The organism is Pseudonocardia sp., from assembly GCF_050246655.1.
Taxonomy (GTDB): Bacteria; Actinomycetota; Actinomycetes; order Mycobacteriales; family Pseudonocardiaceae; genus Pseudonocardia.
In genome coordinates, this window is record NZ_JBFWVQ010000094.1 from 1 (window position 1) to 22,578 (window position 22,578).

General features: G+C 73.2%; 20 protein-coding genes. 12 read left to right on the top strand and 8 right to left on the bottom strand.

The window, feature by feature from the left end; genetic code table 11:
- Positions 1 to 8 precede the first annotated feature (8 nt).
- From gap to AB7J25_RS23485, 12 genes are all read left to right on the top strand, one after another.
- Complete coding sequence (gene gap / locus AB7J25_RS23430; protein ID WP_428512205.1) at positions 9 to 962, top strand: type I glyceraldehyde-3-phosphate dehydrogenase; 954 nt, start codon at positions 9 to 11, stop codon at positions 960 to 962.
- Positions 959 to 2,158 (top strand): phosphoglycerate kinase, encoded by a 1,200-nt coding sequence (locus AB7J25_RS23435; RefSeq protein WP_428512170.1) that lies wholly within the window; start codon positions 959 to 961, stop codon positions 2,156 to 2,158. The genes gap and AB7J25_RS23435 overlap by 4 nt, the downstream gene beginning before the upstream one ends.
- Positions 2,159 to 2,168: 10 nt before the next feature.
- A complete protein-coding gene (tpiA, locus tag AB7J25_RS23440) occupies positions 2,169 to 2,954 on the top strand; it encodes a triose-phosphate isomerase (RefSeq protein ID WP_428512172.1) in 786 nt (261 codons plus the stop codon).
- Between the two features lie 284 nt (positions 2,955 to 3,238).
- Positions 3,239 to 3,475 carry a preprotein translocase subunit SecG gene (gene secG / locus AB7J25_RS23445; RefSeq protein ID WP_428512174.1) on the top strand — a complete coding sequence of 79 codons (237 nt, stop codon included), beginning with the start codon at positions 3,239 to 3,241 and terminating at the stop codon, positions 3,473 to 3,475.
- 84 nt (positions 3,476 to 3,559) lie between these two features.
- On the top strand, positions 3,560 to 3,901 hold the full coding sequence (locus AB7J25_RS23450; RefSeq protein ID WP_428512176.1) for an RNA polymerase-binding protein RbpA: 342 nt from the start codon (positions 3,560 to 3,562) through the stop codon (positions 3,899 to 3,901).
- Between the two features lie 624 nt (positions 3,902 to 4,525).
- Entirely contained in the window at positions 4,526 to 5,785 is a 1,260-nt protein-coding gene (locus AB7J25_RS23455) for a TrpB-like pyridoxal phosphate-dependent enzyme (protein WP_428512178.1), read from the top strand.
- A gap of 209 nt (positions 5,786 to 5,994) precedes the next feature.
- Positions 5,995 to 7,596 (top strand): ABC transporter substrate-binding protein, encoded by a 1,602-nt coding sequence (locus AB7J25_RS23460; RefSeq protein ID WP_428512180.1) that lies wholly within the window; start codon positions 5,995 to 5,997, stop codon positions 7,594 to 7,596.
- A 5-nt stretch (positions 7,597 to 7,601) separates the two neighbouring features.
- A complete protein-coding gene (locus AB7J25_RS23465; protein ID WP_428512182.1) occupies positions 7,602 to 8,573 on the top strand; it encodes an ABC transporter permease in 972 nt (323 codons plus the stop codon).
- Positions 8,570 to 10,222, top strand: coding sequence for an ATP-binding cassette domain-containing protein (locus AB7J25_RS23470; protein ID WP_428512184.1), 1,653 nt, complete (start codon positions 8,570 to 8,572; stop codon positions 10,220 to 10,222). Before AB7J25_RS23465 ends, AB7J25_RS23470 begins: the two co-directional genes overlap by 4 nt.
- Complete coding sequence (locus tag AB7J25_RS23475; protein WP_428512185.1) at positions 10,219 to 11,001, top strand: ABC transporter ATP-binding protein; 783 nt, start codon at positions 10,219 to 10,221, stop codon at positions 10,999 to 11,001. The genes AB7J25_RS23470 and AB7J25_RS23475 overlap by 4 nt, the downstream gene beginning before the upstream one ends.
- The gene (locus AB7J25_RS23480; RefSeq protein ID WP_428512187.1) at positions 10,998 to 12,299 is read left to right on the top strand and encodes a hypothetical protein; all 1,302 of its coding nucleotides are present in this window, start codon (positions 10,998 to 11,000) and stop codon (positions 12,297 to 12,299) included. Before AB7J25_RS23475 ends, AB7J25_RS23480 begins: the two co-directional genes overlap by 4 nt.
- A complete protein-coding gene (locus AB7J25_RS23485; RefSeq protein WP_428512189.1) occupies positions 12,296 to 12,802 on the top strand; it encodes a hypothetical protein in 507 nt (168 codons plus the stop codon). Before AB7J25_RS23480 ends, AB7J25_RS23485 begins: the two co-directional genes overlap by 4 nt.
- On the opposite strand, the gene AB7J25_RS23490 is transcribed toward AB7J25_RS23485, so the two are convergent.
- The 8 genes from AB7J25_RS23490 to AB7J25_RS23525 form a co-directional block, all read right to left on the bottom strand.
- Positions 12,803 to 13,789 (bottom strand): TAXI family TRAP transporter solute-binding subunit, encoded by a 987-nt coding sequence (locus tag AB7J25_RS23490; protein WP_428512191.1) that lies wholly within the window; start codon positions 13,787 to 13,789, stop codon positions 12,803 to 12,805.
- Positions 13,786 to 15,975, bottom strand: a complete 2,190-nt coding sequence (locus AB7J25_RS23495) for a TRAP transporter permease (protein ID WP_428512193.1) — start codon at positions 15,973 to 15,975, stop codon at positions 13,786 to 13,788. The genes AB7J25_RS23490 and AB7J25_RS23495 overlap by 4 nt, the downstream gene beginning before the upstream one ends.
- Positions 15,976 to 16,088: 113 nt before the next feature.
- Positions 16,089 to 16,532 (bottom strand): hypothetical protein, encoded by a 444-nt coding sequence (locus AB7J25_RS23500; protein ID WP_428512195.1) that lies wholly within the window; start codon positions 16,530 to 16,532, stop codon positions 16,089 to 16,091.
- Positions 16,529 to 17,305 (bottom strand): 6-phosphogluconolactonase, encoded by a 777-nt coding sequence (gene pgl, locus AB7J25_RS23505; protein ID WP_428512197.1) that lies wholly within the window; start codon positions 17,303 to 17,305, stop codon positions 16,529 to 16,531. The genes AB7J25_RS23500 and pgl overlap by 4 nt, the downstream gene beginning before the upstream one ends.
- A gap of 7 nt (positions 17,306 to 17,312) precedes the next feature.
- Positions 17,313 to 18,263, bottom strand: a complete 951-nt coding sequence (gene opcA, locus AB7J25_RS23510; protein WP_428512199.1) for a glucose-6-phosphate dehydrogenase assembly protein OpcA — start codon at positions 18,261 to 18,263, stop codon at positions 17,313 to 17,315.
- Entirely contained in the window at positions 18,260 to 19,768 is a 1,509-nt protein-coding gene (gene zwf, locus AB7J25_RS23515) for a glucose-6-phosphate dehydrogenase (RefSeq protein WP_428512207.1), read from the bottom strand. The genes opcA and zwf overlap by 4 nt, the downstream gene beginning before the upstream one ends.
- 83 nt (positions 19,769 to 19,851) lie before the next feature.
- Positions 19,852 to 20,973 (bottom strand): transaldolase, encoded by a 1,122-nt coding sequence (gene tal, locus AB7J25_RS23520; protein WP_428512201.1) that lies wholly within the window; start codon positions 20,971 to 20,973, stop codon positions 19,852 to 19,854.
- A gap of 18 nt (positions 20,974 to 20,991) precedes the next feature.
- The coding region (locus tag AB7J25_RS23525) for a transketolase family protein (RefSeq protein WP_428512203.1) at positions 20,992 to 22,578 on the bottom strand (1,587 nt) is incomplete at its 5' end.

The following is a 22,578-nucleotide window of genomic DNA, read 5'->3' on the forward strand; positions in this document are numbered from 1 at the left end:
GGCGGGCAGTGGATGCGCAGCGCGTCGCCGGGACCTCGGACATCGAGATCGTCGCGGTGAACGACATCACCGACAACCAGACGCTCGCGCACCTGCTGAAGTACGACTCGATCCTCGGCAGGCTGCCTTACGAGGTCTCGGCCGACGACGACGAGATCGTCGTGGACGGCAAGGGCTTCAAGGGCCTCGCGGTGCGCGATCCCGCGGAGCTGCCGTGGAAGGAGCTCGGCGTGGACGTCGTCGTCGAGTCCACGGGGATCTTCACCAAGCGCGACGCCGCCGCGAAGCACCTGGAGGCCGGCGCGGCGAAGGTGATCATCTCCGCGCCCGCGTCGGGTGAGGACATCACCGTGGTCATGGGCGTGAACGACGCCGCCTACGACGGCTCGCAGACGGTCATCTCGAACGCGTCCTGCACGACGAACTGCCTCGCCCCGATGGCGAAGGTGCTCGACGACCTGGTGGGCATCGAGAAGGGTCTGATGACCACGATCCACGCCTACACCCAGGACCAGAACCTGCAGGACGGCCCGCACAAGGATCTTCGCCGGGCGCGTGCCGCAGCGTTGAACATCGTCCCGACGTCCACGGGCGCGGCGAAGGCGATCGGCCTGGTCCTCCCGCACCTCAAGGGCAAGCTGGACGGCTACGCGCTGCGCGTGCCGATCCCCACCGGCTCGGCCACCGACCTCACGGCGGTCGTCGGGCGCGAGACCAGTGTCGAGGAGGTCAACGCGGCGATGAAGGCCGCCGCGGAGGGCGCGCTCGCGGGGATCCTGTCCTACACCGAGGCGCCGATCGTCTCCTCGGACATCGTCACGGACCCGGCGTCCTGCATCTTCGACGCGGGCCTGACCAAGGTCCTCGGGAACCAGGTCAAGATCGTCGGCTGGTACGACAACGAGTGGGGCTACTCCAACCGTCTCGTGGACCTCACCGGCCTCGTGGCGTCGTCGCTGTGAGGACGCTCGACGACCTTCTCGACGAGGACGTGAACGGGCGCGGCGTGCTCGTGCGCGCCGACCTCAACGTCCCGTTGGAAGGCCCGGACGACGACCGGCGGATCACCGACGACGGCCGCATCCGCGCCTCCGTCCCGACGATCCTGTCGCTCGCCGAGGCGGGGGCCAAGGTCGTGGTCACGGCACACCTCGGCCGGCCGAAGGGCGGGCCGGAGCCGAAGTACTCGCTCGCGCCGGTCGCCTCGCGCCTGTCCGAGCTGCTCAACGTCCCGGTGCGGGTGGTGGCGCTCGAGGCGGGCCCGCCGCAGATGGTGGCGGGCAAGGTCGTGCTGGTCGAGAACATCCGCTTCGACCAGCGGGAGACGTCGAAGGACCCGGCCGAGCGCGCGGCGCTCGCGGAGGAGCTCGCCGCGCTGGTCGGCGAGGACGGCGCGTTCGTCTCCGACGGGTTCGGCGTCGTGCACCGCAAGCAGGCGTCGGTGTACGACGTCGCGGAGATCCTCCCCGCCTACGCCGGCGGGTTGGTGCTCGCCGAGGTGGAGGTGCTCCGCACTCTCACGGAGTCGCCGGACCGCCCGTACGTCGTGGTGCTCGGCGGTTCCAAGGTCTCGGACAAGCTCGCCGTGATCGAGGCGCTGCTGCCCAAGGTGGACTCGCTGCTGGTCGGCGGCGGCATGTGCTTCACGTTCCTCGCGGCCCTCGGCCACTCCGTGGGCGACTCGCTGCTGGAGACCGAGCAGATCGACAACTGCCGCAAGCTCCTGGAGTCCGGAAAGATCGTCCTGCCCACCGACGTCGTGGTGGCGGACGACTTCTCGGCCGAGGCGAACACCCGCACCGTCGACGTGGCGGAGATCCCGGACGGCTGGAAGGGCCTCGACATCGGGCCCGAGTCGGTCGCGGCGTTCGCCGAGGTGCTCGCAGGCGCGGCCACCGTGTTCTGGAACGGCCCGATGGGGGTGTTCGAGCTGGCCCCGTTCGCCGAGGGCACCCGCGGGGTGGCGCAGGCGATCGTGGACGCGACGGCCTCCGGGGGATACAGCGTCGTCGGCGGCGGGGACTCCGCCGCGGCCGTGCGCGCGCTGGGCCTGCCCGAGGACGGCTTCTCGCACATCTCGACGGGCGGCGGTGCCTCGCTGGAGTACCTGGAGGGCAAGGAGTTGCCCGGCCTCGCGGTGCTGGAGGGTGCGGAATGAGGTGTCGCGCATGAGCCGCAAGCCGCTGGTGGCCGGCAACTGGAAGATGAACCTCAACCATCTCGAGGCCATCGCGCTGGTGCAGAAGCTCGCGTTCGCGCTGCCCGAGAAGTACTACGACAAGGTCGAGGTCGCGGTCCTGCCGCCGTTCACCCACATCCGCAGCATCCAGACCATGATCGACGGTGACGGGTTGCTGCTGGTCCACGGCGCGCAGGATCTGTCCCCGCACGACTCCGGCGCCTACACCGGCGACGTGTCCGGCCCGATGCTCGCGAAGCTCGGCTGCCGCTACGTCGTCGTCGGGCACTCGGAGCGTCGCGAGATCCACGGCGAGACGGACGAGCTCGTCAACGCCAAGGTGCACGCCGCGTTCACGAACGGGCTCGTGCCGATCCTGTGCGTGGGCGAGGGCCTGGCGATCCGCGAGGCCGGCGAGCACGTCGGCCACTGCACGGCGCAGCTGACGGCGGCGCTGGCGAAGGTCTCGGCCGAGCAGGCCGCGTCGATCGTCGTCGCGTACGAGCCGGTGTGGGCCATCGGCACCGGCCGCGTCGCGAGCGCGGAGGACGCCCAGGAGGTGTGCGCCGCGCTGCGCGGGGCGCTCGCCGAGCTGTACGGGGACGCCGTCGCCGGCGGTGTGCGCATCCTCTACGGCGGTTCGGTGAAGGCCAAGAACGTCGGCGAGATCGCCGCCCAGCCCGACGTGGACGGCGCGCTCGTCGGCGGCGCCAGCCTGGACGCCGACGAGTTCGCCCAGCTGTGCGCGATCACCGCGGGTGGGCCGCTGCCATAGCCCGTGCGGTGCGGTTGCCATAGCCCGGTGCGGTGCGGTGATCTCGAGAGCGCGAACGGCACGTACGGGAAATAGGTCTTCCCATCCGGGCCGTTCGCGCCGGGCGACGTCGTGCGAACGGCCCGTGCGGGAACCGCACGGGCCGTTCGTGCGTGTAACGGATGAACCGATAGGGGCGAGCACACCGGCGACGGCACCGTCGTCGGCGGCGGGTACCCTGGCGGTCCCCACGATGGCGCGGACGGCCTCGCCCGCTCGCGACGGACGGATAGGTGTCTTAGCGGATGCAACTGGCGCTCCAGATCGTGCTGATCATCTCCAGCGTCCTGCTGGTGCTGCTGATCCTGCTGCACCGGGGCCGCGGCGGCGGTCTGTCCAGCCTGTTCGGTGGCGGCGTCCAGTCGAGCCTGTCCGGGTCGAGCGTCGTGGAGAAGAACCTCGACCGCCTCACCCTCTTCGTCGGCGCGATCTGGATCGTCGCGATCATCGGGACGGGCATGCTCGTGAAGATCGGCGGCTGAGGTCTCCGGTTCCCCGCCGCGGGCGGGGAACCTGGCAAGGCCCCGGCGGCGCCGGGGCATCTGGAACGTACGAAAGGCACGGCCATGGCAGGTGGGAACGCCATCAGGGGAACCCGCGTCGGAGCGGGACCGATGGGGGAGTCCGAGCGCGGCGAGACGGCTCCGCGCGAGCGCATCGCGTACTACTGCGCCAGCGGGCACGTCACCGCGCCGTCGTTCGCGTCAGGGGCGGAGATACCGGAGCTGTGGGACTGCCCACGCTGCGGTCTCCCGGCGGGGCGCGACATCGAGCACCCGCCCGCACCACCGCGCACCGAGCCGTACAAGACCCACCTCGCCTACGTGAAGGAGCGGCGCAGCGACGCGGACGGCGCCGCGATCCTCGAGGAGGCGCTCGGGCGCCTACGCGCGTCCCGCGAGCTCTGACGCTCCCGGTCCCTGGGTCTCCCGGTCTCCCGGGCGGCAGTCTCGGCCGTGGTCCCGCCCGGTTGCGCCTCGCAATGATCCCGCGCGGTTCGCAGGGCCGGCCGCGGTCTTCGCAGGGTCGCGCGCGCCTCGCAGGGCTGGCCGCGGTCTTCGCAGGGGTTGCGTGCGGTTCGCAGGGGCTGCGGCGTCTGCGAGGGGTGTCGGAGGTCTGTGAGGCGGGTCGGGCCGCGGTCTTCGCAGGGATCCCGTGCGCTTCGCAGGGCCGGCCGCTGGCTTCGCAGGGGTTGCGTGCGGTTCGCAGGGGCTGCGGCGTCTGCGAGGGGTGTCGGGGGCCTGTGAGGCGGGTCGGGCCGCGGTCTTCGCAGGGGTTGCGCGCGCTTCGCAGGGGCTGCGGCGTCTGCGAGGAGTGTCGGAAGTCTGCGAGGCGGGTCCGCCCGGCGCCTCACCAAGCCTGGACAGACGGCAAGCGCCGCTTGGCCCGTTGGACCCAAGTATTCCCGGGTCGGGGGGCAAGTTGGACCCAAGTATTTCCGGGTCGGGTGGGGCACGCGTTAGCGTGCGCCGCTTGGCCCGTTGGACCCAAGTATTCCCGGGTCGGGTGGGGCACGCGCTAGCGTGCGCCGCATGACCCGTTGGACACTGCCGCCCGACCGGATCCCCTCCGCCTGGTTCAACGTGGCGCCGCACCTGCCGACGCCACTGCAGCCGCCGCTGCACCCGGCCACGCGCGAGCCGGTCGGCCCGGAGGACCTCGCCCCGCTGTTCCCGATGGCGTTGATCGGGCAGGAGGTGTCGGCGGAGCCCTGGATCGACGTGCCCGGTGAGGTGCTCGACATCTTGCGACTGTGGCGCCCCACGCCGCTGGTGCGCGCCGTCCGTCTGGAGAAGGCCCTCGGCACGCCGGCCCGCATCTACTTCAAGGACGAGTCGGTGTCGCCCGCGGGCAGCCACAAGCCGAACACCGCGGTGCCGCAGGCGTTCTACAACAAGCAGGAGGGCATCGCGCGGCTGTCCACCGAGACCGGGGCGGGGCAGTGGGGTACCGCGCTCGCGTTCGCGTGCAGCCAGTTCGACCTGGAGCTGCAGGTCTACATGGTGCGCGCGTCCTACGACCAGAAGCCCTACCGCCGCATCGCGATCGAGACGTGGGGCGGGCAGGTCGTCCCGTCCCCGGTGGACGAGCCGGACCACCCGGGCTCGCTGGGCTCGGCGATCTCCGACGCCGTCCGGGACTGCGTCGGGCGCGAGGACACGCACTACGCCCTCGGGTCGGTGCTCAACCACGTGCTGCTGCACCAGACCGTCATCGGCCTGGAGGCGCGCGAGCAGCTGGATCTGGCCGGGGAGCGGCTGCCGGACGTCGTCATCGCGCCGTGCGGCGGCGGCTCGAACCTGGGCGGGATCGCATTCCCGTTCGTGCCCGACGCCGGGGTGCGGCTGCTCGCCGTGGAGCCGCTGTCCTGCCCCACGCTGACCCAGGGCCGCTTCGACTACGACTTCGGCGACACCGCGGGCTTCACCCCGCTCCTGCCGATGTACACCCTCGGCCACGACTTCGTCCCGCCGTCGATCCACGCGGGCGGGCTGCGCTACCACGGCGACTCGCCGCTGGTGTCCGCGCTGGTCCGCGACGGGCGGATGGAGGCCGTCGCCTACCCGCAGGGCAAGGTCTTCGAGGCCGCGGCGCAGTTCGCGAGGATCGAGGGCAAGATCCCGGCCCCGGAGGCCGCGCACGCTGTGCGGGCGGTGATCGACGAGGCGCTCGCCGCCAAGGAGACCGGCGAGGAGAAGGTGATCCTCTTCAACTTCTGCGGGCACGGGTTCCTCGATCTCAGCGCCTACGACGACTTCCTCCACGGGAGGCTCCCCGACGAGCAGGGCTGAGCCGTCCGGGCCGCCGCCCCACCACCGTGATCACCAGGGGGTGGGGCGTGCGGCCCTGGTTCCCCTGATCGACAACGGCCGGAGGCGTACCGGTCCGAAGGTTGCCATCTCTGCGCCCCGCCTGCGCAATCGAATCTTGTCGCTCCCCTCTCGCTCGCTTAGGCTTCCGTGACCTCAATGAGGTTTGCCTAACTTTCAGAGGCGGGGAGATGCGACGAGTTCTAGCGCTTGTCCTGGCCGCGGGCGTGCTCGCCGGTTGCGCGGGGGCCACCGAGGCACCCGAGAACACCGAGCGGCTGACGATCGCGATCCACGAGGACCGCGGGCCCGTCAACCTGTTCGCCGGTGTGTCGGAACCACTGGCCGAGCTGGTCTACGACAAGCTCGTGGCCCCGTCGCCGTACGTCGCCGAGCCGACGCCGTGGCTCGCCACCGCCGTGCGCGCGGTCGACCCCACCACGTGGGAGGCCGACCTGCGCCCCGACGTCACCTGGCACGACGGCACCCCGTTCGGCGTGAACGACGTCGTCTTCACGTTCCGGTACATGCGCGAGGCGCCGACCGGCCGGTGGACCCACCACGTCGCGGACATCCCCACGGTGACCGCGACGGCCGTCGATGCCGACACCGTGCGGTTCACCTGCGCGTTCGCCTGCCCCGAACTCGGCGACGTGACGCTCGCGGACCTGCCGATCATCCCCGAGCACGTCTGGGCCGCCGTCCCGCCGCAGGACGCGAAGAAGGTGACGGCGCTGCCGGTCGGGACCGGGCCGTACCGCTTGGTCGCCTACGCCCCCGGCAACGGTTACCGCTTCGAGGCCAACGAGCGCTACTTCGCCGGGCCGCCGCAGGTCGCGGCGCTGGAGGTCCCGGTGATCGAGGACCCGTCGACGACGTTCACGGCCCTGCGCACCGGCGAGATCGACGCGACGTTCCGGCCGCTCGCCCCCGAGCTGGTCGACCAGTTCGGCGGCGGGTCCGGCGGCATCGAGGTGATCCGGACGGCCCCCTACCAGTTCCCGGAGATGCGGATCAACTACGAGCGTGCGCCGTACGACGTCCCGGAGGTGCGCCGCGCGATCAGCCGGGCGATCGACAAGGAGCAGCTCAGCACGGTCGTCGGGCTCGGCAGGGCGCGCCCAGCGCTGCAGGGCTACCCGCACCCGGACTCGCCGCACACCGCGCCGGGCCTGTCCACCCCGTTCGACGCGACGGAGGCGGCGGCGCTGCTGGATGCCGCGGGCGTGCGCGACACCGACGGCGACGGCGTGCGGGAGATCGCGTCCGGCCCGCTGCGGCCCGCGATCCTGGTCAACGCGGCCTTCCCGGCGGACGTGCGGGCAGCCGAGCTGGCGGCCGAGGATCTGGGGAAGGTCGGGATCGCGGCCACGGTGGAGGGGGTGGACGCCGGGACGCTCACCGACCGCAACACCAAGCGCGAGTTCGACCTGCAGGTCGGCACGATCACCGCGCACGGCGTCGCGGACCCGGACCAGTTCATCATGTCGCACCGCTCGGGCTACCTGTGGAAGGCGCCGACGATCCCATACCCCGAGTTCGACGCGCTCTTCGAGCAGTGGCGGGCTGCATCGACCAACGACGCGCGCCGCGACGTCTCGTTCCAGATGCAGCAGCTGTTCAACCGCCAGCCCACGTCCGTCCCGCTCTACTACCCCGACGAGTACTACGCGGTGCGCGCGGACCGCTACGCCGGCTGGATGGAGTCGCCCGGCTTCGGCGTGGTGCACAAGTGGTCGCTCCTGCCCGGGCAGGTGAGCCGCGACGCGGGCGCGGTCGTCGCCGCCCGGTGAGCCCGGTGCGGGGCGTCGCGGCGAAGGTCGGGCAGTGCGCGCTGGTCGTGTGGGTCGCGGCAACGGTGAACTTCGCACTGCCACACCTCGCCCCCGGCGACCCGGTCACCTACTTCTACATCGGGCCGCTGCAGGGCCTGTCCGAGGAGCAGGCCGCGCAGATCCGGGCGAGCTACGGGCTGGACCGGTCGATCCCCGAGCAGTACGCGGCGTTCTGGGCCGGTCTCCTGCACGGCGACCTGGGGATCTCGGTGCAGCACAACCGCCCGGTCACCGACGTGCTGCTGGACCGGCTGCCGTGGACGGTCGTCCTCGTCGGCCTGGGGATCCTGGTCGCCGCGACGCTCGGCATCCTGCTCGCCGCGTGGGCGGCGTGGCGGCGGGGCTCGCGCGCCGACCGGGTCACCGTCGGGGGTGTGCTGGCGCTGGACTCGATGCCCGGTTTCTGGATCGGGATGATCCTCGTCGCCGTGTTCGCGGTGCAGCTGGGCCTGCTGCCCTCCTACGGCGGGGCGCCCATCTCCGGCGGCGGTATCGACTGGTACCTGGACGCGGGCGCGCGGCTGATCCTGCCGGTCGCCACGCTCGCGCTCGCGATGCTGGGCGAGTTCTTCCTGCTCGCCCGCGGGTCGATGGTGGCGGCCCTCGACGAGCCGTTCGTCCGGCTGGCGCGGGCCAAGGGCATCGCCGAGCGGCGGGTGGCGCTGCACCACGTGCTGCGCAACGCCCTGCTGCCGGTGTACACGAACGTGACGCTCGCGCTGGGGGCGCTGCTGTCCGGTGCGGTCGTCGTCGAGTCGGTGTTCGCCTATCCCGGCCTCGGCCAGCTGATCCACGAGGCCGTGATCGCCCGGGACTACCCGGTGCTGCAGGGCGTGCTGCTGATCGTGACGATCGGGGTCGTGGCGGCCAACATCGTGGCGGACCTGACCTACCCGCTGCTCGATCCGCGGGTACGGCGGGCGGTGACGACATGACCGGCGGCCTGAACGGCTCGCTGCGGTTCGGGATCGTGCTGCTCGCTGCGATCGCCGCCGTGGCGCTCGGCGCCGAGTTCCTCGCTCCCTACGACCCGGACGCGAGGGTGGGCGTCCCCTTCGGCACCCCGTCGGCGGAACACCCGCTGGGCACCAACGACGTGGGGCAGGACCTGCTCTCCGAGCTGATCTTCGGAGCCCGGGTGTCGCTCACCGTGGGGATCGTGGCGGCGTTGCTGGCCACGGGCGTGGGCCTGCTCGTGGGCCTCGTCGCGGGCTACCGGGGCGGGCGGACCGACACCGTGCTCATGCGTGGTACGGACGTCGTTCTGGCGCTGCCGGTGGTGCCGCTCACCATCGTGGTCGGCGTCTTCGCAGGTCCCGGGCTCGCCACCCAGATCGGCATCATCGGCGCCGTGCTGTGGGCGCGGGTGGCCCGCGAGCTGCGCGCCCAGGTGCTCTCGGTGCGCGAGCGCGACCACGTCCAGGCCACGCGGGCGATGGGCGCGGGGTCGCGCCACGTACTCGCCCGGCACGTGTTGCCCGCGGTGACCCCCGTCCTCGCGCCCCAGTTCGTGATCGCCACGAAGGTCGCGATCGGGCTGGAGGCCGCACTCGCCTTCCTCGGGCTCGGTGACGTGACCACCAAGAGCTGGGGCACCACGCTCTCGCTCGCGCACGCCCGCAGCGCGTTCCTCACCGACGCGTGGCTGTGGTGGGTGCTGCCGCCGGGGCTCGCGATCGCCGCCACCGTGCTGGCGTTCGCCATGATCGGCCAAGGCCTGGAGGAGCGGGCGCGCCCCCAGCTGCGCGACCACACGCCCCCCGCGCGCCGTGCGACGCAGGCACCGCCCCGGGTGGACGGCGGGCACCCCCTCGTCGTGGAGCACCTGTCGGTGGCCTACGGCGGCAGGGAGGTGGTGCACGACGTGACCCTGCACGTCGCGGCGGGCGAGACGGTCGGGCTCGTGGGCGGGTCGGGCAGCGGCAAGTCGACGATCGCCGCCGCGGTGGCCACGCTGCTGCCGCCCGCGGGCCGGGTGACGAGCGGGCGGATCCTGGTGGACGGCCACGACACCGCCACCCTGGACGCGCCCGGCCTGCGCGCGTTGCGGGGGCGCACGGTGGCGTTCGTGCCGCAGGACGCGATGAGCGCGCTGAACCCCGTGCACACGATCCGTGCGCAGGTCGCCGAGGCGGTCGCGGCGCACGGGCGGATCGGCCCGGAAGCGGCGCGCGCCCGCGCGGACGCCCTGCTGGCCGACGTCGGGCTCGATCCCGCGCGCGGCGCCGACCATCCACACCAGCTGTCGGGCGGCATGCGGCAGCGTGTGGTGATCGCGATCGCGCTGGCCGCGGACCCGGCGGTCCTCATCGCGGACGAGCCGACGAGCGGCCTGGACGTGCTCGCCCAGGACACCCTGCTGGACCTGCTCGCGGGCCTGCACGCGAGGCGGCGGATCGCGATCCTCGTCATCTCCCACGACCTGCCCGCGGTGGCCCGCATCGCCCACCGGATCGGGGTGGTGGACGGCGGCAGGCTCGTCGAGATCGGCGAGACCGGGCGCGTGCTCGACGCGCCCGCCCATCCCCGCACGCGCGCCCTGGTCGCGGCGGTGCCCACGCTGCCCGAGCCGGTGATCACGTGACCCCGGTGCTCGCCGTCCGGGAGCTCACCATCCGGTTCCCCAACGGGGCGGGGGTCCAGGACATCGACCTCGACGTGGCGGCCGGGGAGACCGTCGGGCTCGTCGGTGGTTCGGGCGCGGGCAAGTCGACGGTGGCGCGCGCCGTCGCCGGCCTGGTCGCACCGGACCGCATCGACTCCGGCCGGATCGAGCTCGACGGCGCGGACGTCCTCCGGGCCCGGCCGCGGGCGGCGCGGCGCCTGCGCCACGCCGTCCACCTGGTGTTCCAGGACCCGTACGCCTCCCTGGCCCCGACGCTGCGGGTCGACGCGGCCGTCGCCGAGCCGCTGGTGATCCGGCGCACCTGCCCGGACCCGCGGGAGCGTGCGGCGCGCGTGGACGCGGCGCTGGACGCCGTCCAGCTGGAGCCGCGGCACCGCCGGGCCCACCCGCACCAGCTCTCCGGGGGCCAGCGCCAGCGCGTCGCCCTGGCCAGGGCGCTCGTCACGCGGCCCCGGCTGCTGCTCGCCGACGAGCCGACCCAGATGCTCGACGCGTCGCTGCGGGTCGAGATGGTCGACCTGCTCGACGAACTCGCGGCGGGCTCGGGGGCCGCCGTCGTGCACATCACCCACGATCTCGCGCTCGCCGCCCGCACCTGCGCGCGCCTCGTCGTGCTGCGTGCGGGGCACGTGGTCGAGAGCGGGCCCACGGATACCCTCCTCGCCCGACCCGCGCACCCGTACACCGCGGACCTGCTCGCCGCTGCCCGCCGCCTGCACACCCGGAGGTCACCGTGATCGCTGCCGCCGTCGCCGTGCTCGACATGGACATCCGCTCGCCCGAGAGGTCGACGCGGGGTGACCTGATCGACTGCTACGCGTTGCCGGAGGTGGACCTGTCGGGCTACGACCTGCTCGTCGTGGGAGCCACCGCCGACCAGGAGTTCCTGGCGCGCCACCGCGACGTCGTCGAGCGCTTCCTGGACGGGGGCGGCGTGCTGCACTTCGGCGGGCAGCTGCACCGGGACTGGCTGCCGGGGGCGTCGCCGTTCGTCGCGCTGCCGCGTCCGGGCCTGGCCGCCTACCGGGTGGCGGAGGTGGCCCCGCACCCGATCTTCGACGGCGTGGAGGCGGCGGACCTGACCTTCCGGCGCGGCGTGGCCGGGTTCTTCGCCCGCGGCCACCACCCGCCGCCGGAGGGTGCGGACGTGCTCGTCCGGCTCGCCGGCGGGGAGCCCGCGACCTACGTCGACCGCGTCTCGACCCGCGGCACGATCCTCGTGCACGCCAGCGGTGAGCTGCTCGGGCTGGGGGAGCACAACGGCACCGGTGCCCGAGTGCCCGACCAGCTCGTGGCCTGGGCCCGCGAGGAGGCCGCCGTGCGGCGGGCCGCGGTGGCGGCCGGGGCACCGGCGGGCACCGCCCCGCCCGCCACGCCGCCTCCGCCGGTGCGGGACCCTGGGCAGCCGGTGCGCGGGCTCGCGGCCGTCTACGGCGGCGGCGCCGCGCACCACCGCGCGCTCACCGTGGCGAAGTACGCGCACCACCTCACCGGCGGGCTGATCTACCTCCCCGACCTCGCCCGGACCGACCTCACCGGCCTGGACGGGCTGATCCTGCCCGAGCGGATGCACCGCGGGCGGCTCACCGAGGCGGCACCCCGGATCCTGGAGCTGCTCGACGCGGGCGGCACCGTCGTCGCGTTCGCCGGGGGCGAGCCGATCCCGGAGTTCCTGCCCGGCGTGCGCTGGGAGCACCGCCCCACGAACTACTGGTGGTGGCTCGATCCCGGCTCCCGGTTGGAGCTGGGCTCCCCGTCGCCCGACCACGAGCTCTTCACCCACCTCGCGCTGCGCGACTGCACCTGGCACTACCACGGCGCCCTCGACCCGCCGCCGGGAGCGGAGGTGCTGGTCACGCTGCCGACCGGAGAGGCCCTGCTCTACGTGGACCGGGTCAGCAGCCCCGGCACGCTCGTCGTGGCGACGCTGGACCCGCTGCACCACTTCGGCAGCCACTTCATGCCCGCCACCGAGCGGTTCCTCGACGGGTTCCTGCCCTGGCTGGGGCAGGCCGTCCAGCGGGTGTCGCCATGAGGGACGGCGTGCTGGAGGTCGTCGACGTCGGGACGACACTCCGGTTCGGGCTCGACGACCTGAACCGCTACCACGGGCCGGTCGCCCCCGGCGGTGTGGCGCACGGGTTCGTCGCGATGCTGCGGGCGTGGCCGCTGCTCGCCGCCGGCGGGCCGCCGCGGCGCCGCGAGATCCGGGTCGGCACGGCGTTCGCCGGCCCGGGTGCGCGCGACGCGATCGAGCTCGTCACCCGGGCGGTCACGGAGGACCGCTACACCGTCGATCCCGGCCTCGCCCGGCCGGACCGCGGCCGGACGCTGGAGCGGTACGTCTTCGTGTTCACCCACGGCGACCGGTCGGTCCGGCTGGAGATCCGCGAGGGGTTCGTCACCGATGAGTTCGTCGAGCTGGCGCAGCGGTCCGGACGCACCTCCGACGAGGAGGCGCACCTCGACGTGCTCAAGCGGGAGATGGCCGACCGCCTGCTCGCGGTGGCGCCGGAACAGGTCTACGACGTCATCTGATCACGATCCGCCGAGCGCCCGCTGCGCCCCGGGGTGCAGCGGCACCGGCGCGGTGTCCGGCGCGGTGTCACGGGAGATGTTGGCCGCCTCCGGGTGCACCTTCTCCAGGTCGGCTTGCTTGTCGAACAGCAGGTTCGTGAGCGACGCGGCGAGCTCGTCGGGCATGTCCGCGTTCACGACGAGCAGGTTCGGCACGCCGATCGTCGCGACGTCGCCCGGCAGGCCGTAGGTGGACGCCGGGATGCTCGCGGCTTGGTAGACGGGCCCGTGCTGGGTCTGCATCGCGGGCAGCAGCCCGTCGAGGGGCACGAACGTCACACCGGTCCCGAGCGACGTCGTGAGGTCGGTGATGCCGCCGGTGGGCAGGCCGCCGGACCAGAACATCGCGTCGATGGTGCCGTCCTTCATGCCCTGGACGGTCTCGGGCAGCGACAGGGCCTGGCGCTGGACGCCGGTGTCCGGGTCCAGGTTCGCGGCCTGCAGCAGGCGCAGCGCGATCACCTCGGTGCCCGAGTTGGGCGAGCCCGTGGAGACCCGCTTGCCCGCCATGTCCGCGACCGTCGCGATCCCGGCGTCGGATCGCACGATGACCTGGGTGTAGTTCGTGTAGATCCGGGAGAGCGCGCGGATCGGCTGCGGCTGCGTGAACGAGCCCGTGCCGGCGACGGCGTCGGCCGCCGAGTCCGCGAGCGTGAACGCGATGTCCGAGCTGCCGGACGCGACGCGCTGCAGGTTCTCCACCGACGCGCCGGTGGCCTCGGCGGTGGCGGTGTAGCCCGGGATGTTGTGCGAGATCAGGTCGGCGTAGCCGCCGCCGAGCTGGTAGTACACGCCCGTGGTGTTGCCGGTCGCGATCGACAGCCGCCCGCCGGAGTACGCCGCGCCGTCGGCGCCGTCCCCGCCGCCGCGCGCACCTCCGCAGGCGGTGACGCCCGCGAGCACCACCGCCAGCCCGACCGCCGCGATCGTCCGTGTCCAGCGCCTCACGTCGTCCGCTCCTCACCGCCGCCGGAGGCGGCTCTCTTGTCACCGCCGCCGGAGGCGGCTCTCTTGTCACCGCCGCCGGAGGCGGCTCTCTTGTCACCGCCGCCGGAGGCGGCTTTCTCATTACCGTTCTTGCCTGTCCTCCCGCGCCGCAGCACGAGGTGCACCCCGAGCGCGAGTGCCAGCGCGCCGAGGCCGATGCCGACGGGCACCGGTTCCAGCACGAGCAGCAGCACGGCCGCCACACCTGCGAGTACCCGCTCGGGGACGCGGGCGGGGCCGAGCATCCAGCCGCCTGTCGCCACCGCGAGGCCGACCACGGCGACCGCGGCCACCAGCGCGGCGAGCGCGGTCGCGCCGAAGGGCCCGATGCCGAGCAGCGCGGTACCGCCGGGGGTGAGGACGAACGCCATCGGCACGAGGAAGGCGGGCAGCGTGTAGCGCCAGGTGGCCATCATCGTGCGGAACGCGTTCGCGCCCGTGATCGCGGCGGCGGCGACGGCCGCGAGCGCCGTCGGCGGGGTGACCTCGGAGAGCACCGCGAAGTAGAAGATGAACATGTACGTGGCCTCGACCGGCACCCCGAGCGTCTGCAGCGCCGGCCCGATGATCACCGCGGCGATGATGAACGACGCCGTGACGGGGACGGCGAGGCCGAGCAGCAGCACCGTGATCGCCGCCAGCACGGCGGTGATCGCGAGGTTCTCCCCGGACGCCCCGACGATGATCGACGACGCCTTGAGCCCGAGCCCGGTGAGCGTCACGACAGCGACGATGATCCCGGCCGCCGCGGTGGTGGCGGTGATCGGCAGGACGGACAGCGCCCCCTTCGACAGCGCCTCGCCGCAGCGTCGCGGGGTCAGCCGGTGCTCGCGGTCCAGGAACGAGAGCGCGAACGCGATGACCGTCGCGTAGACGACGGCCCGGAACGGCGAGGCGCCCAGCGCCATGAACACGACGATCGCGACGAGCGAGCTGAAGTGGTAGCCGAACCGCAGCAGCAGCCGCCACGCCGACGCGGTGTCGACGCGCACGGCACGCGCCCCGAACCGGCGGGCGTCCATCTCCACGGCGAGGATGACGCCGAGGTAGTACAGCAGCGTGGGAACCGTCGCGTAGATGAGGACCTGCAGGTAGGAGACGCGCAGGAACTCCGCGATGAGGAAGGCGGCGGCGCCGAGCGTGGGCGGGGAGAGGATCGCCCCGATGCCGGCCGCGGCGAGCACGCCGCCGCCCTGGGCGGGCGGATAGCCGGCGCGGCGCAGGATCGGCCACGTCACCGTGCCGAGCGTGACGGCGGTCGCGGTGCCCGAGCCCGACACCGTGCCGAGCAGGAAACCCGCGAGCGTCACGGTGCGTCCGGGGGCGGAGGCGGAGCGGCGGAACGCGGCGAAGGAGAGATCGACGAAGAACCGTCCGGCGCCGGAGAGCTCCAGCACCGCCCCGTAGAGGGTGAACAGCACGATGTAGGTCGCGGCCACGTCCAGCGGCACGCCGAAGATGCCCTCGGTGCCGTTGTAGAGCGCGACGATGATGCGGTCGAAGTCGTAGCCGCCGTGCGAGATCGACCAGGACGCCGGCAGGTAGCCGCCGTAGTAGGCGTACAGGACGAACCCGACGCAGATCCCCGGCAGGATCGGGCCCACCGTGCGCCGGCAGGCCTCCAGCACCAGCAGCGTGCACAGGGTGCCCATGACGATGTCGAGGGTCGTGGGGGCGAAGGCGCGGCGGATGAAGTCGTCGAACACCAGCAGCGGGTAGACGCACGCGACGAGCGACGCGGCGGCGAGCACCCAGTCCGTGACGCCGGGGCGGTCGGGGCGGCCCTCGGGCGGACGGCGCAGGCCGGGGCGGTAGACGATGAAGGTCAGCGGCAGCACCACGGCGAGGAAGCTCATCCGGTACTGGAGTACCGGGAGCGGCCGGAACACCCAGTACAGCGCGTAGACGGACAGGCCGGCGGCGATCACCGCGACGACGCGGTGCAGCCCAGGCGGCAGGTGCCGCGCGGGACGCTCGGCCTCGTCGGCACCGGCGCGGTCGAGGTCGATCTCGGTGTCGATCCTGCCGTCGATCTTGCTGTCGACCCTGCCGTCGGTCCTGCTGTCGCTGCGGTCGATCCTGATGGCGTCCCCGCCCTCCGGCCCGGCGGCGTGCACGGCGGTGGCGGAACCGTCGGTCCCGTCCACGCGCCTGTCACCGTCGGCCGCGGGGCACATCGGCACAGGGTGACACCCGTCACGACCGATCGCTCGTTGTGACGGGCCGACCGCACGCCGGATCTACTCCGGACGGACGAACCTCACCCCGGGAGCGCGCCGAGCAGCGTCGCCGGGCCGGTGACCCGTGCCCCCACCGCGATGACCCGGGCGCGCAGGGCCCGGTCCGCGGTCACGACGAGCACACCGCCGCCCAACGTGCCACCCAGCTCGCCGGCCAGCGCGGCGATCGTCGCGTCACCGTCGGCGGGGGCGTGGTGCACCAGCAGGCGAGGGTGCTCGGGCAGGTCCGCGGCGCGCGCGGCGGCGCCCTCCAGCACCAGGTGCACCCGGTACCCGCCGTGCACTCCGAGCGCCGAGCCCAGGCCCGGCCCGTCCAACCCCGCCACGAGCCGCGCGGCGAGCCGGCGGGCCGCCCCGGCGCGGTCGCGCCACCAGCCGTCGGGCCGCGACCCGACGACGTTCGCCCCGTCCACGACGACCTCGGTGACGGCCCGGTCGTCCGGGCCCTCGTCCGGACCGCTCACGCGATCGGTGGCGTGAGCTCCCGCGGCAGCTTCCCGGCGGCGGCCCGGTCCAGGAGCCAGCGGGTGCGCAGCTGCCCCCGTGCCCCGGCCACGGGGATCGCCGTCTCGCCCGCCCCGCCCAGCGCCATCGCCACGACCGGCGCCTTCGACTCGCCTGCCGCGACGATCCACACCTCGGCCGCCCGCCGGATCGCGGGCAGCGTGAGCGACACGCGGGTGGGCGGCGGCTTGGGGCAGCCGTGCACGGCCACGACCGTGCGCTCGGTCTCGTACACCGCGGGGGAGTGCGGGAACACCGACGCGGTGTGCCCCTCGGGCCCCATGCCGAGCATCAGCACGTCGAACACCGGGACGGGCCCGTGGTCCTCGGGACGGGCGCGACGGGCGAGCACCGCCGCATAGTCCTCGGCGGCCGCTTCCGCGCCCTGCGGCCCGGTGCCGGTGTCCGCGCCCATGGCGAAGACCCGCTCCGGGTCGACGCGCACGTGGTCCAGGAGCGCGGCGCGCGCCTGGGTCTCGTTGCGTTCGGGATCGCCGGGCGGCAGGAACCGCTCGTCCCCCCAGAAGAAGTCCACGCGCGACCAGTCCACGGCGTCCCGGGCGACGGTCTCGCGCATCCGTTCGAGCACCGAGATGCCGATCCCGCCGCCGGTGAGCACGATCCGCGGCACGGTGCCCGCGGCCTGGATGTCGACGAGCCGGGTGAGCAGGCGTGCCGCGACGGCCGTGGCGAGGACGTTCGGTTCGGAGGCGACGCTGACGTCGGTGCTCATCCGCTCGTCACACCCCCACCCGCACGGGCGTGCGCCCGCGGCTGACCTTCGCGATCCCGGCCAGGGCCTCGGCGTAGATGTCGTCGGGGTCCAGCCGGCGCAGCTCCTCGGCCAGGCAGTCCGGGACGGTGCGCCGCAAGAGCGCGACGCGACGCTCCGGCTGGCCGGGGGCGCGCAGGCTCCCGACCTTGCCGTCGGGCCGTACCAGCTCGATGCGCCCCGACGGGCGCGTGAGGTGCACCGACACGAGCCCCGGCCCGGACTCGGCGGGGGCCCGCTTGACCTTGACCGACAGCCGTGCCGCGAGCCAGCCCGCCATCAGCTCGGTGGACGGGGAGACGGCCTCGCCGCTCACGACGGCGGCCGTCACCGGCTCGAACGGCGGGTTGTCCAGGGCGGACGCGAGCACCGCCCGCCAGTGCGTGAGCCGGGTCCAGGTGAGGTCGGTGTCGCCCGCGGCGTGCCCGGCGCGGCGCTGCTCGAACGCCTTCATCGGGTTGCGGGCCGACAGCGCGTCGGTGATCCGGCGCTGCGCGAGCCGCCCGATCGGATGCTCGGACGGGACGGCGGGCGCGTCGGACGGCCACCAGGCCACCACCGGGGCGTCCGGCAGCAGCAGCGGGACGACCATCGCCGCGCTGGGCTCGTCCGCAGCGAGCGGGCCGTAGCCGCGCAGCACGACGACCTCGCTGGCGCCCGCGTCCCCGCCGACGCGGATCTGGGCGTCCAGGCGCGCCGCGGCCCTGCGGGCCCCGCGGGCGATGACGATCACCCGGCACGGATGCTCGCGGCTCGCGGTGTTCGCGGCCTCGATCGCGTCCTCGACGGCGCCGCCGTCGTCGGTGACGACCACGAGGGTGAGCACGCGGCCCAGGGCGAGCACGCCGCCGGACTCGCGCAGCTCCACGAGCTTGCGGTTGACCACGGACGTGGTGCTGCTGGGCAGGTCGACGATCACGGCCGCCTCCAGGTGCGCCCGGTGCGGGCCATCATCCGCCGCGCCGACTCCGGCCCCCAGCTCCCGGCGGGGTACGGATCGGGCGGGGCGTCCGACGCGCCCCAGTGCTCGATGACCGGGTCGAGGATCTTCCAGGACCGCTCGACCTCGTCGTTGACGGGGAAGAGCGACGGCTCGCCGAGCAGCACGTCCAGGATCAGCCGCTCGTAGGCCTCCGGCGACGCCTCGGTGAACGCGGTGCCGTAGCCGAAGTCCATCGTGACGTCGCGGACCTCCATCTGGCTGCCCGGCACCTTCGACCCGAACCGCATGGTGACGCCCTCGTCCGGCTGCACCCGGACCACGAACGCGTTCTCCCCGAGCTCCTCGGTCATGGTGGCGTCGAACGGCAGGTGCGGCGCCCGCTTGAAGATCACTGCGATCTCGGTGACGCGCCTGCCCAGCCGCTTGCCGGTGCGCAGGTAGAACGGCACGCCCGCCCAGCGGCGCTTCGCGACCTCGCAGGTGATCGCGGCGAAGGTCTCGGTGCGCGACTGCGGGTCGAAGCCCTTCTCCTCCTTCAGGCCCGGCACCAGCTCACCGCCCTGCCAGCCGCCGGTGTACTGGCCGCGGGCGGTGGTCTCGTCCAGCGGCCCGACGAGCCGCGTGGCGTTGAGCACCTTGATCTTCTCCAGGCGCAGGTCGGCCGAGGAGAACGAGGTGGGCTCCTCCATCGCGATGAACGCGAGCAGCTGCAGCAGGTGGTTCTGGATGACGTCGCGGGCCGCCCCGATGCCGTCGTAGTAGCCGGCGCGCCCGCCCAGGCCGATGTCCTCGGCCATCGTGATCTGCACGCTGTCCACGTAGTGGGCGTTCCAGATCGGCTCGAACAGCTGGTTGGCGAAGCGCAGCGCCAGGATGTTCTGCACCGTCTCCTTGCCGAGGTAGTGGTCGATGCGGAACACCGAGTCCTCGGGGAAGACGTCGCCCACGATCTCGTTGAGCTCGATCGCGGAGCGCAGGTCGTGCCCGAACGGCTTCTCGATCACGACGCGGCGCCACTGGTCGCCGTCCTGCGCCGAGAGGCCCGAGCGGGCCAGCTGCTTGAGCACCACCGGGAACGCGCCCGGCGGGATCGACAGGTAGAAGGCGTGGTTGCCGCCCGTGCCGCGGATCCGGTCCAGGTCGCGGACGGTCTGCTCCAGCCGGTCGAAGGCGTTGTCGTCGTCGAAGCTGCCCGGGACGAACCGGAAGCCCTCGGCGAGGCGGTCCCACACCTCCTGGCGGAACGGGGTGCGCGCGTGGGCGCGCACCGCGTCGTAGACCACCTGGCCGAAGTCCTCGGTGGCCCAGTCCCGCCGGGCGAAGCCGGTGAGGGCGAAGCCCGGTGGCAGCAGGCCCCGGTTGGCGAGGTCGTAGATCGCGGGCATGAGCTTCTTGCGCGCGAGGTCGCCGGTGACGCCGAAGATCACCAGCCCGCAGGGCCCTGCGATGCGGGGCAGGCGCTTGTCCCGCGGGTCGCGCAGCGGGTTGACCCGGTCCCGCGCGACCCGGCCGTTGAGCGCCGCCGAGGTATCGGCGGGCGCCGTCGTTCGGGTGGGCACGGCCGTCAGCGGGCCTGGTCGAGCTGCGACCGGACCGTCTCGCCGAGCTCCGCCCAGGACTTCTCGAACTTGTCCACGCCCTCGTCCTCCAGCACGACGAACACGTCGGGCAGGTCGACCCCGACCTGCGCCAGCCCGTCGAACTCCTCCTGCGCCTGGCCCGCGAGGCCGGTGACGCGGTCGCCGTGCACCTCGCCGTGGTCGGCGAAGGCGTCCATCGTCTTCTCCGGCATCGTGTTGACGGTGTCGGCGACGACGAGCTCGGTGACGTAGAGGGTGTCCGGGTAGTCCGGGTTCTTCACCCCGGTGGACGCCCACAGCGGGCGCTGCACCCTGGCCCCCTGCGCGGAGAGCTGCGCCCACCGCTTTCCGGTGAACACCTCCTGGAACGCGGCGTAGGCCAGCCGCGAGTTCGCCACTCCCGCCTTGCCGCGCAGCGCGAGCGCCTCGTCGGTGCCGATCGCCTCCAGCCGCTTGTCGATCTCGGTGTCGACGCGGGAGACGAAGAAGCTCGCCACCGAGGCGATGGAGCCGAGCTGGTGGCCGTTGGCCGACGCGCGCTCCAGGCCCGCCAGGTAGGCCTCCATCACGGCCTGGTAGCGCTCGACGGAGAAGATCAGCGTGACGTTCACGCTCACCCCCTCGGCGAGCGCCTGCGTGATGGCCGGCAGGCCCTCCTGCGTGGCCGGGATCTTCACCAGCAGGTTCGGCCGGTCCACCGCCTTCCAGAGGTCGAGGGCCTGCGCGACGGTGCCGTCGGTGTCGCGGGCGAGGCCGGGATCGACCTCGAGCGACACCCGCCCGTCGACGCCGTTCGTGGCCTCCCACGTCGAGCGGAAGACGTCGCAGGCCTGCTGCACGTCGCTCACCGTGATCTCGCGCACGGCGTCGGCGACCGACGCGCCGCGGGCGGCGAGCTCCCGGACCTGCTCGTCGTAGGCCTCCCCGTGCGCCAGCGCGCCGGCGAAGATCGTCGGGTTGGTCGTGACGCCCACGACGTGGTGGTCGGTGATGAGTGACTGGAGGTTGCCGCTGCGCAGCCGCTCGCGCGACAGATCGTCGAGCCAGATGGAGACGCCCGCGTCCGCCAGAGCGCCCAGTCGGTCGGTCTCGCGTTGTCCGGTCAAGGTCCCCTCCAGGAATGGTCAGGCCCGCTCGAGGCTGCGGCGGGCGGCGGCGACGACGGCCTCGGTGGTGAAGCCGAACTCGCGGAACAGGGTCTTGAAGTCGGCGCTGGCGCCGAAGTGCTCGATCGAGACGCACTCGCCCGCCGTGCCCGCGTACTTGTGCCAGGGCTGCGCCACCCCGGCCTCGACGGTGACGCGCGCGAGGACGTCCCCGGGCAGCACGGACTCGCGGTACGCCTCGTCCTGGGCCTCGAACCACTCCAGGCACGGCATGGAGACGACGCGGGTGGGCACGCCGTCGGCCTCCAGCACGTCGCGCGCCTCGGCGGCGATCTGCAGCTCCGAGCCGGTGGCGATCAGGATCAGCCGCGGTGTCCCGGCCCCGTCGCTTCCGGCCTCGCGCAGGACGTACCCGCCCCGGTTCACGCCCTCGGTGGAGGTGCCCTCCAGGATCGGCAGGTTCTGGCGGGTGAGCGCCAGGCCGAACGGCCCGGACGTCCGCTCCAGGATCCCCTTCCACGCCGCAGCCGTCTCGTTCGCATCGCCCGGCCGCACGACCTGCAGGTTCGGGATCGCCCGCAGCGCGGCCAGGTGCTCGATCGGCTGGTGGGTGGGGCCGTCCTCGCCGAGGCCGATGGAGTCGTGGGTCCAGACGTAGATCGACGGGCTCTGCATGACGGCGCCGAGGCGCACCGCGCCGCGCATGTAGTCGCTGAACACGAGGAACGTGCCGCCGTACGGGCGGGTCGGCCCGTGCAGGGCGATGCCGTTGAGGATGGCACCCATGGCGTGCTCGCGGACGCCGAAGTGCAGCGTGCGGCCGTACGGGGTGGCCTTCCACATGCTCGTGGAGATCGACTCGGGCCCGAACGAGCCCTCGCCCTCCATGGTGGTGTTGTTGCTCTCGGCGAGGTCGGCCGAGCCGCCCCACAGCTCCGGCAGGATCGGCGCGAGGGCTCCCAGCACCTCACCGGACGCCTTGCGGGTGGCGATCCCCTTCGGCTCGGGCTCCCAGACGGGCAGGGACTTCTCCCAGCCGTCGGGCAGCTCGCGGCGCAGCAACCGCTCCAGGAGCTCGCGGCGCTCCGGCTCGCGGGCGGTCCAGTCCTCGTAGCCCTTCTGCCAGGCGGCATGTGCCTCGCGGCCCCGGTCCGCGACCTTCCGGGCGTGCGCGAGGACCTCGGGGTCGACCGCGAAGCTCTTGTCCGGGTCGAACCCGAGGATCCGCTTCACCGCGGCGACCTCGTCCGCCCCCAGCGCCGAGCCGTGCGCCTTTCCGGTGTTCATGGCGTGCGGCGCGGGGAACGCGATGACCGTGCGCAGCAGGATGAACGACGGCCGCGCCGTCTCGGCCTTGGCAGCCTCCAGGGCCGCGAGGATGCCGGTGACGTTCTCCCCGCCCTCGACGACCTGGACGTGCCAGCCGTAGGCCTCGTAGCGCTTCGCGGTGTCCTCCGACAGCGCGATGCGGGTGTCGTCCTCGATGGAGATCCGGTTGTCGTCGTAGACGACGGTGAGGTTGCCCAGCTGCTGCGTGCCCGCGAGCGAGCTGGCCTCGCTGGTGACGCCCTCCTCGATGTCGCCGTCCGAGGCGATGACGAAGAT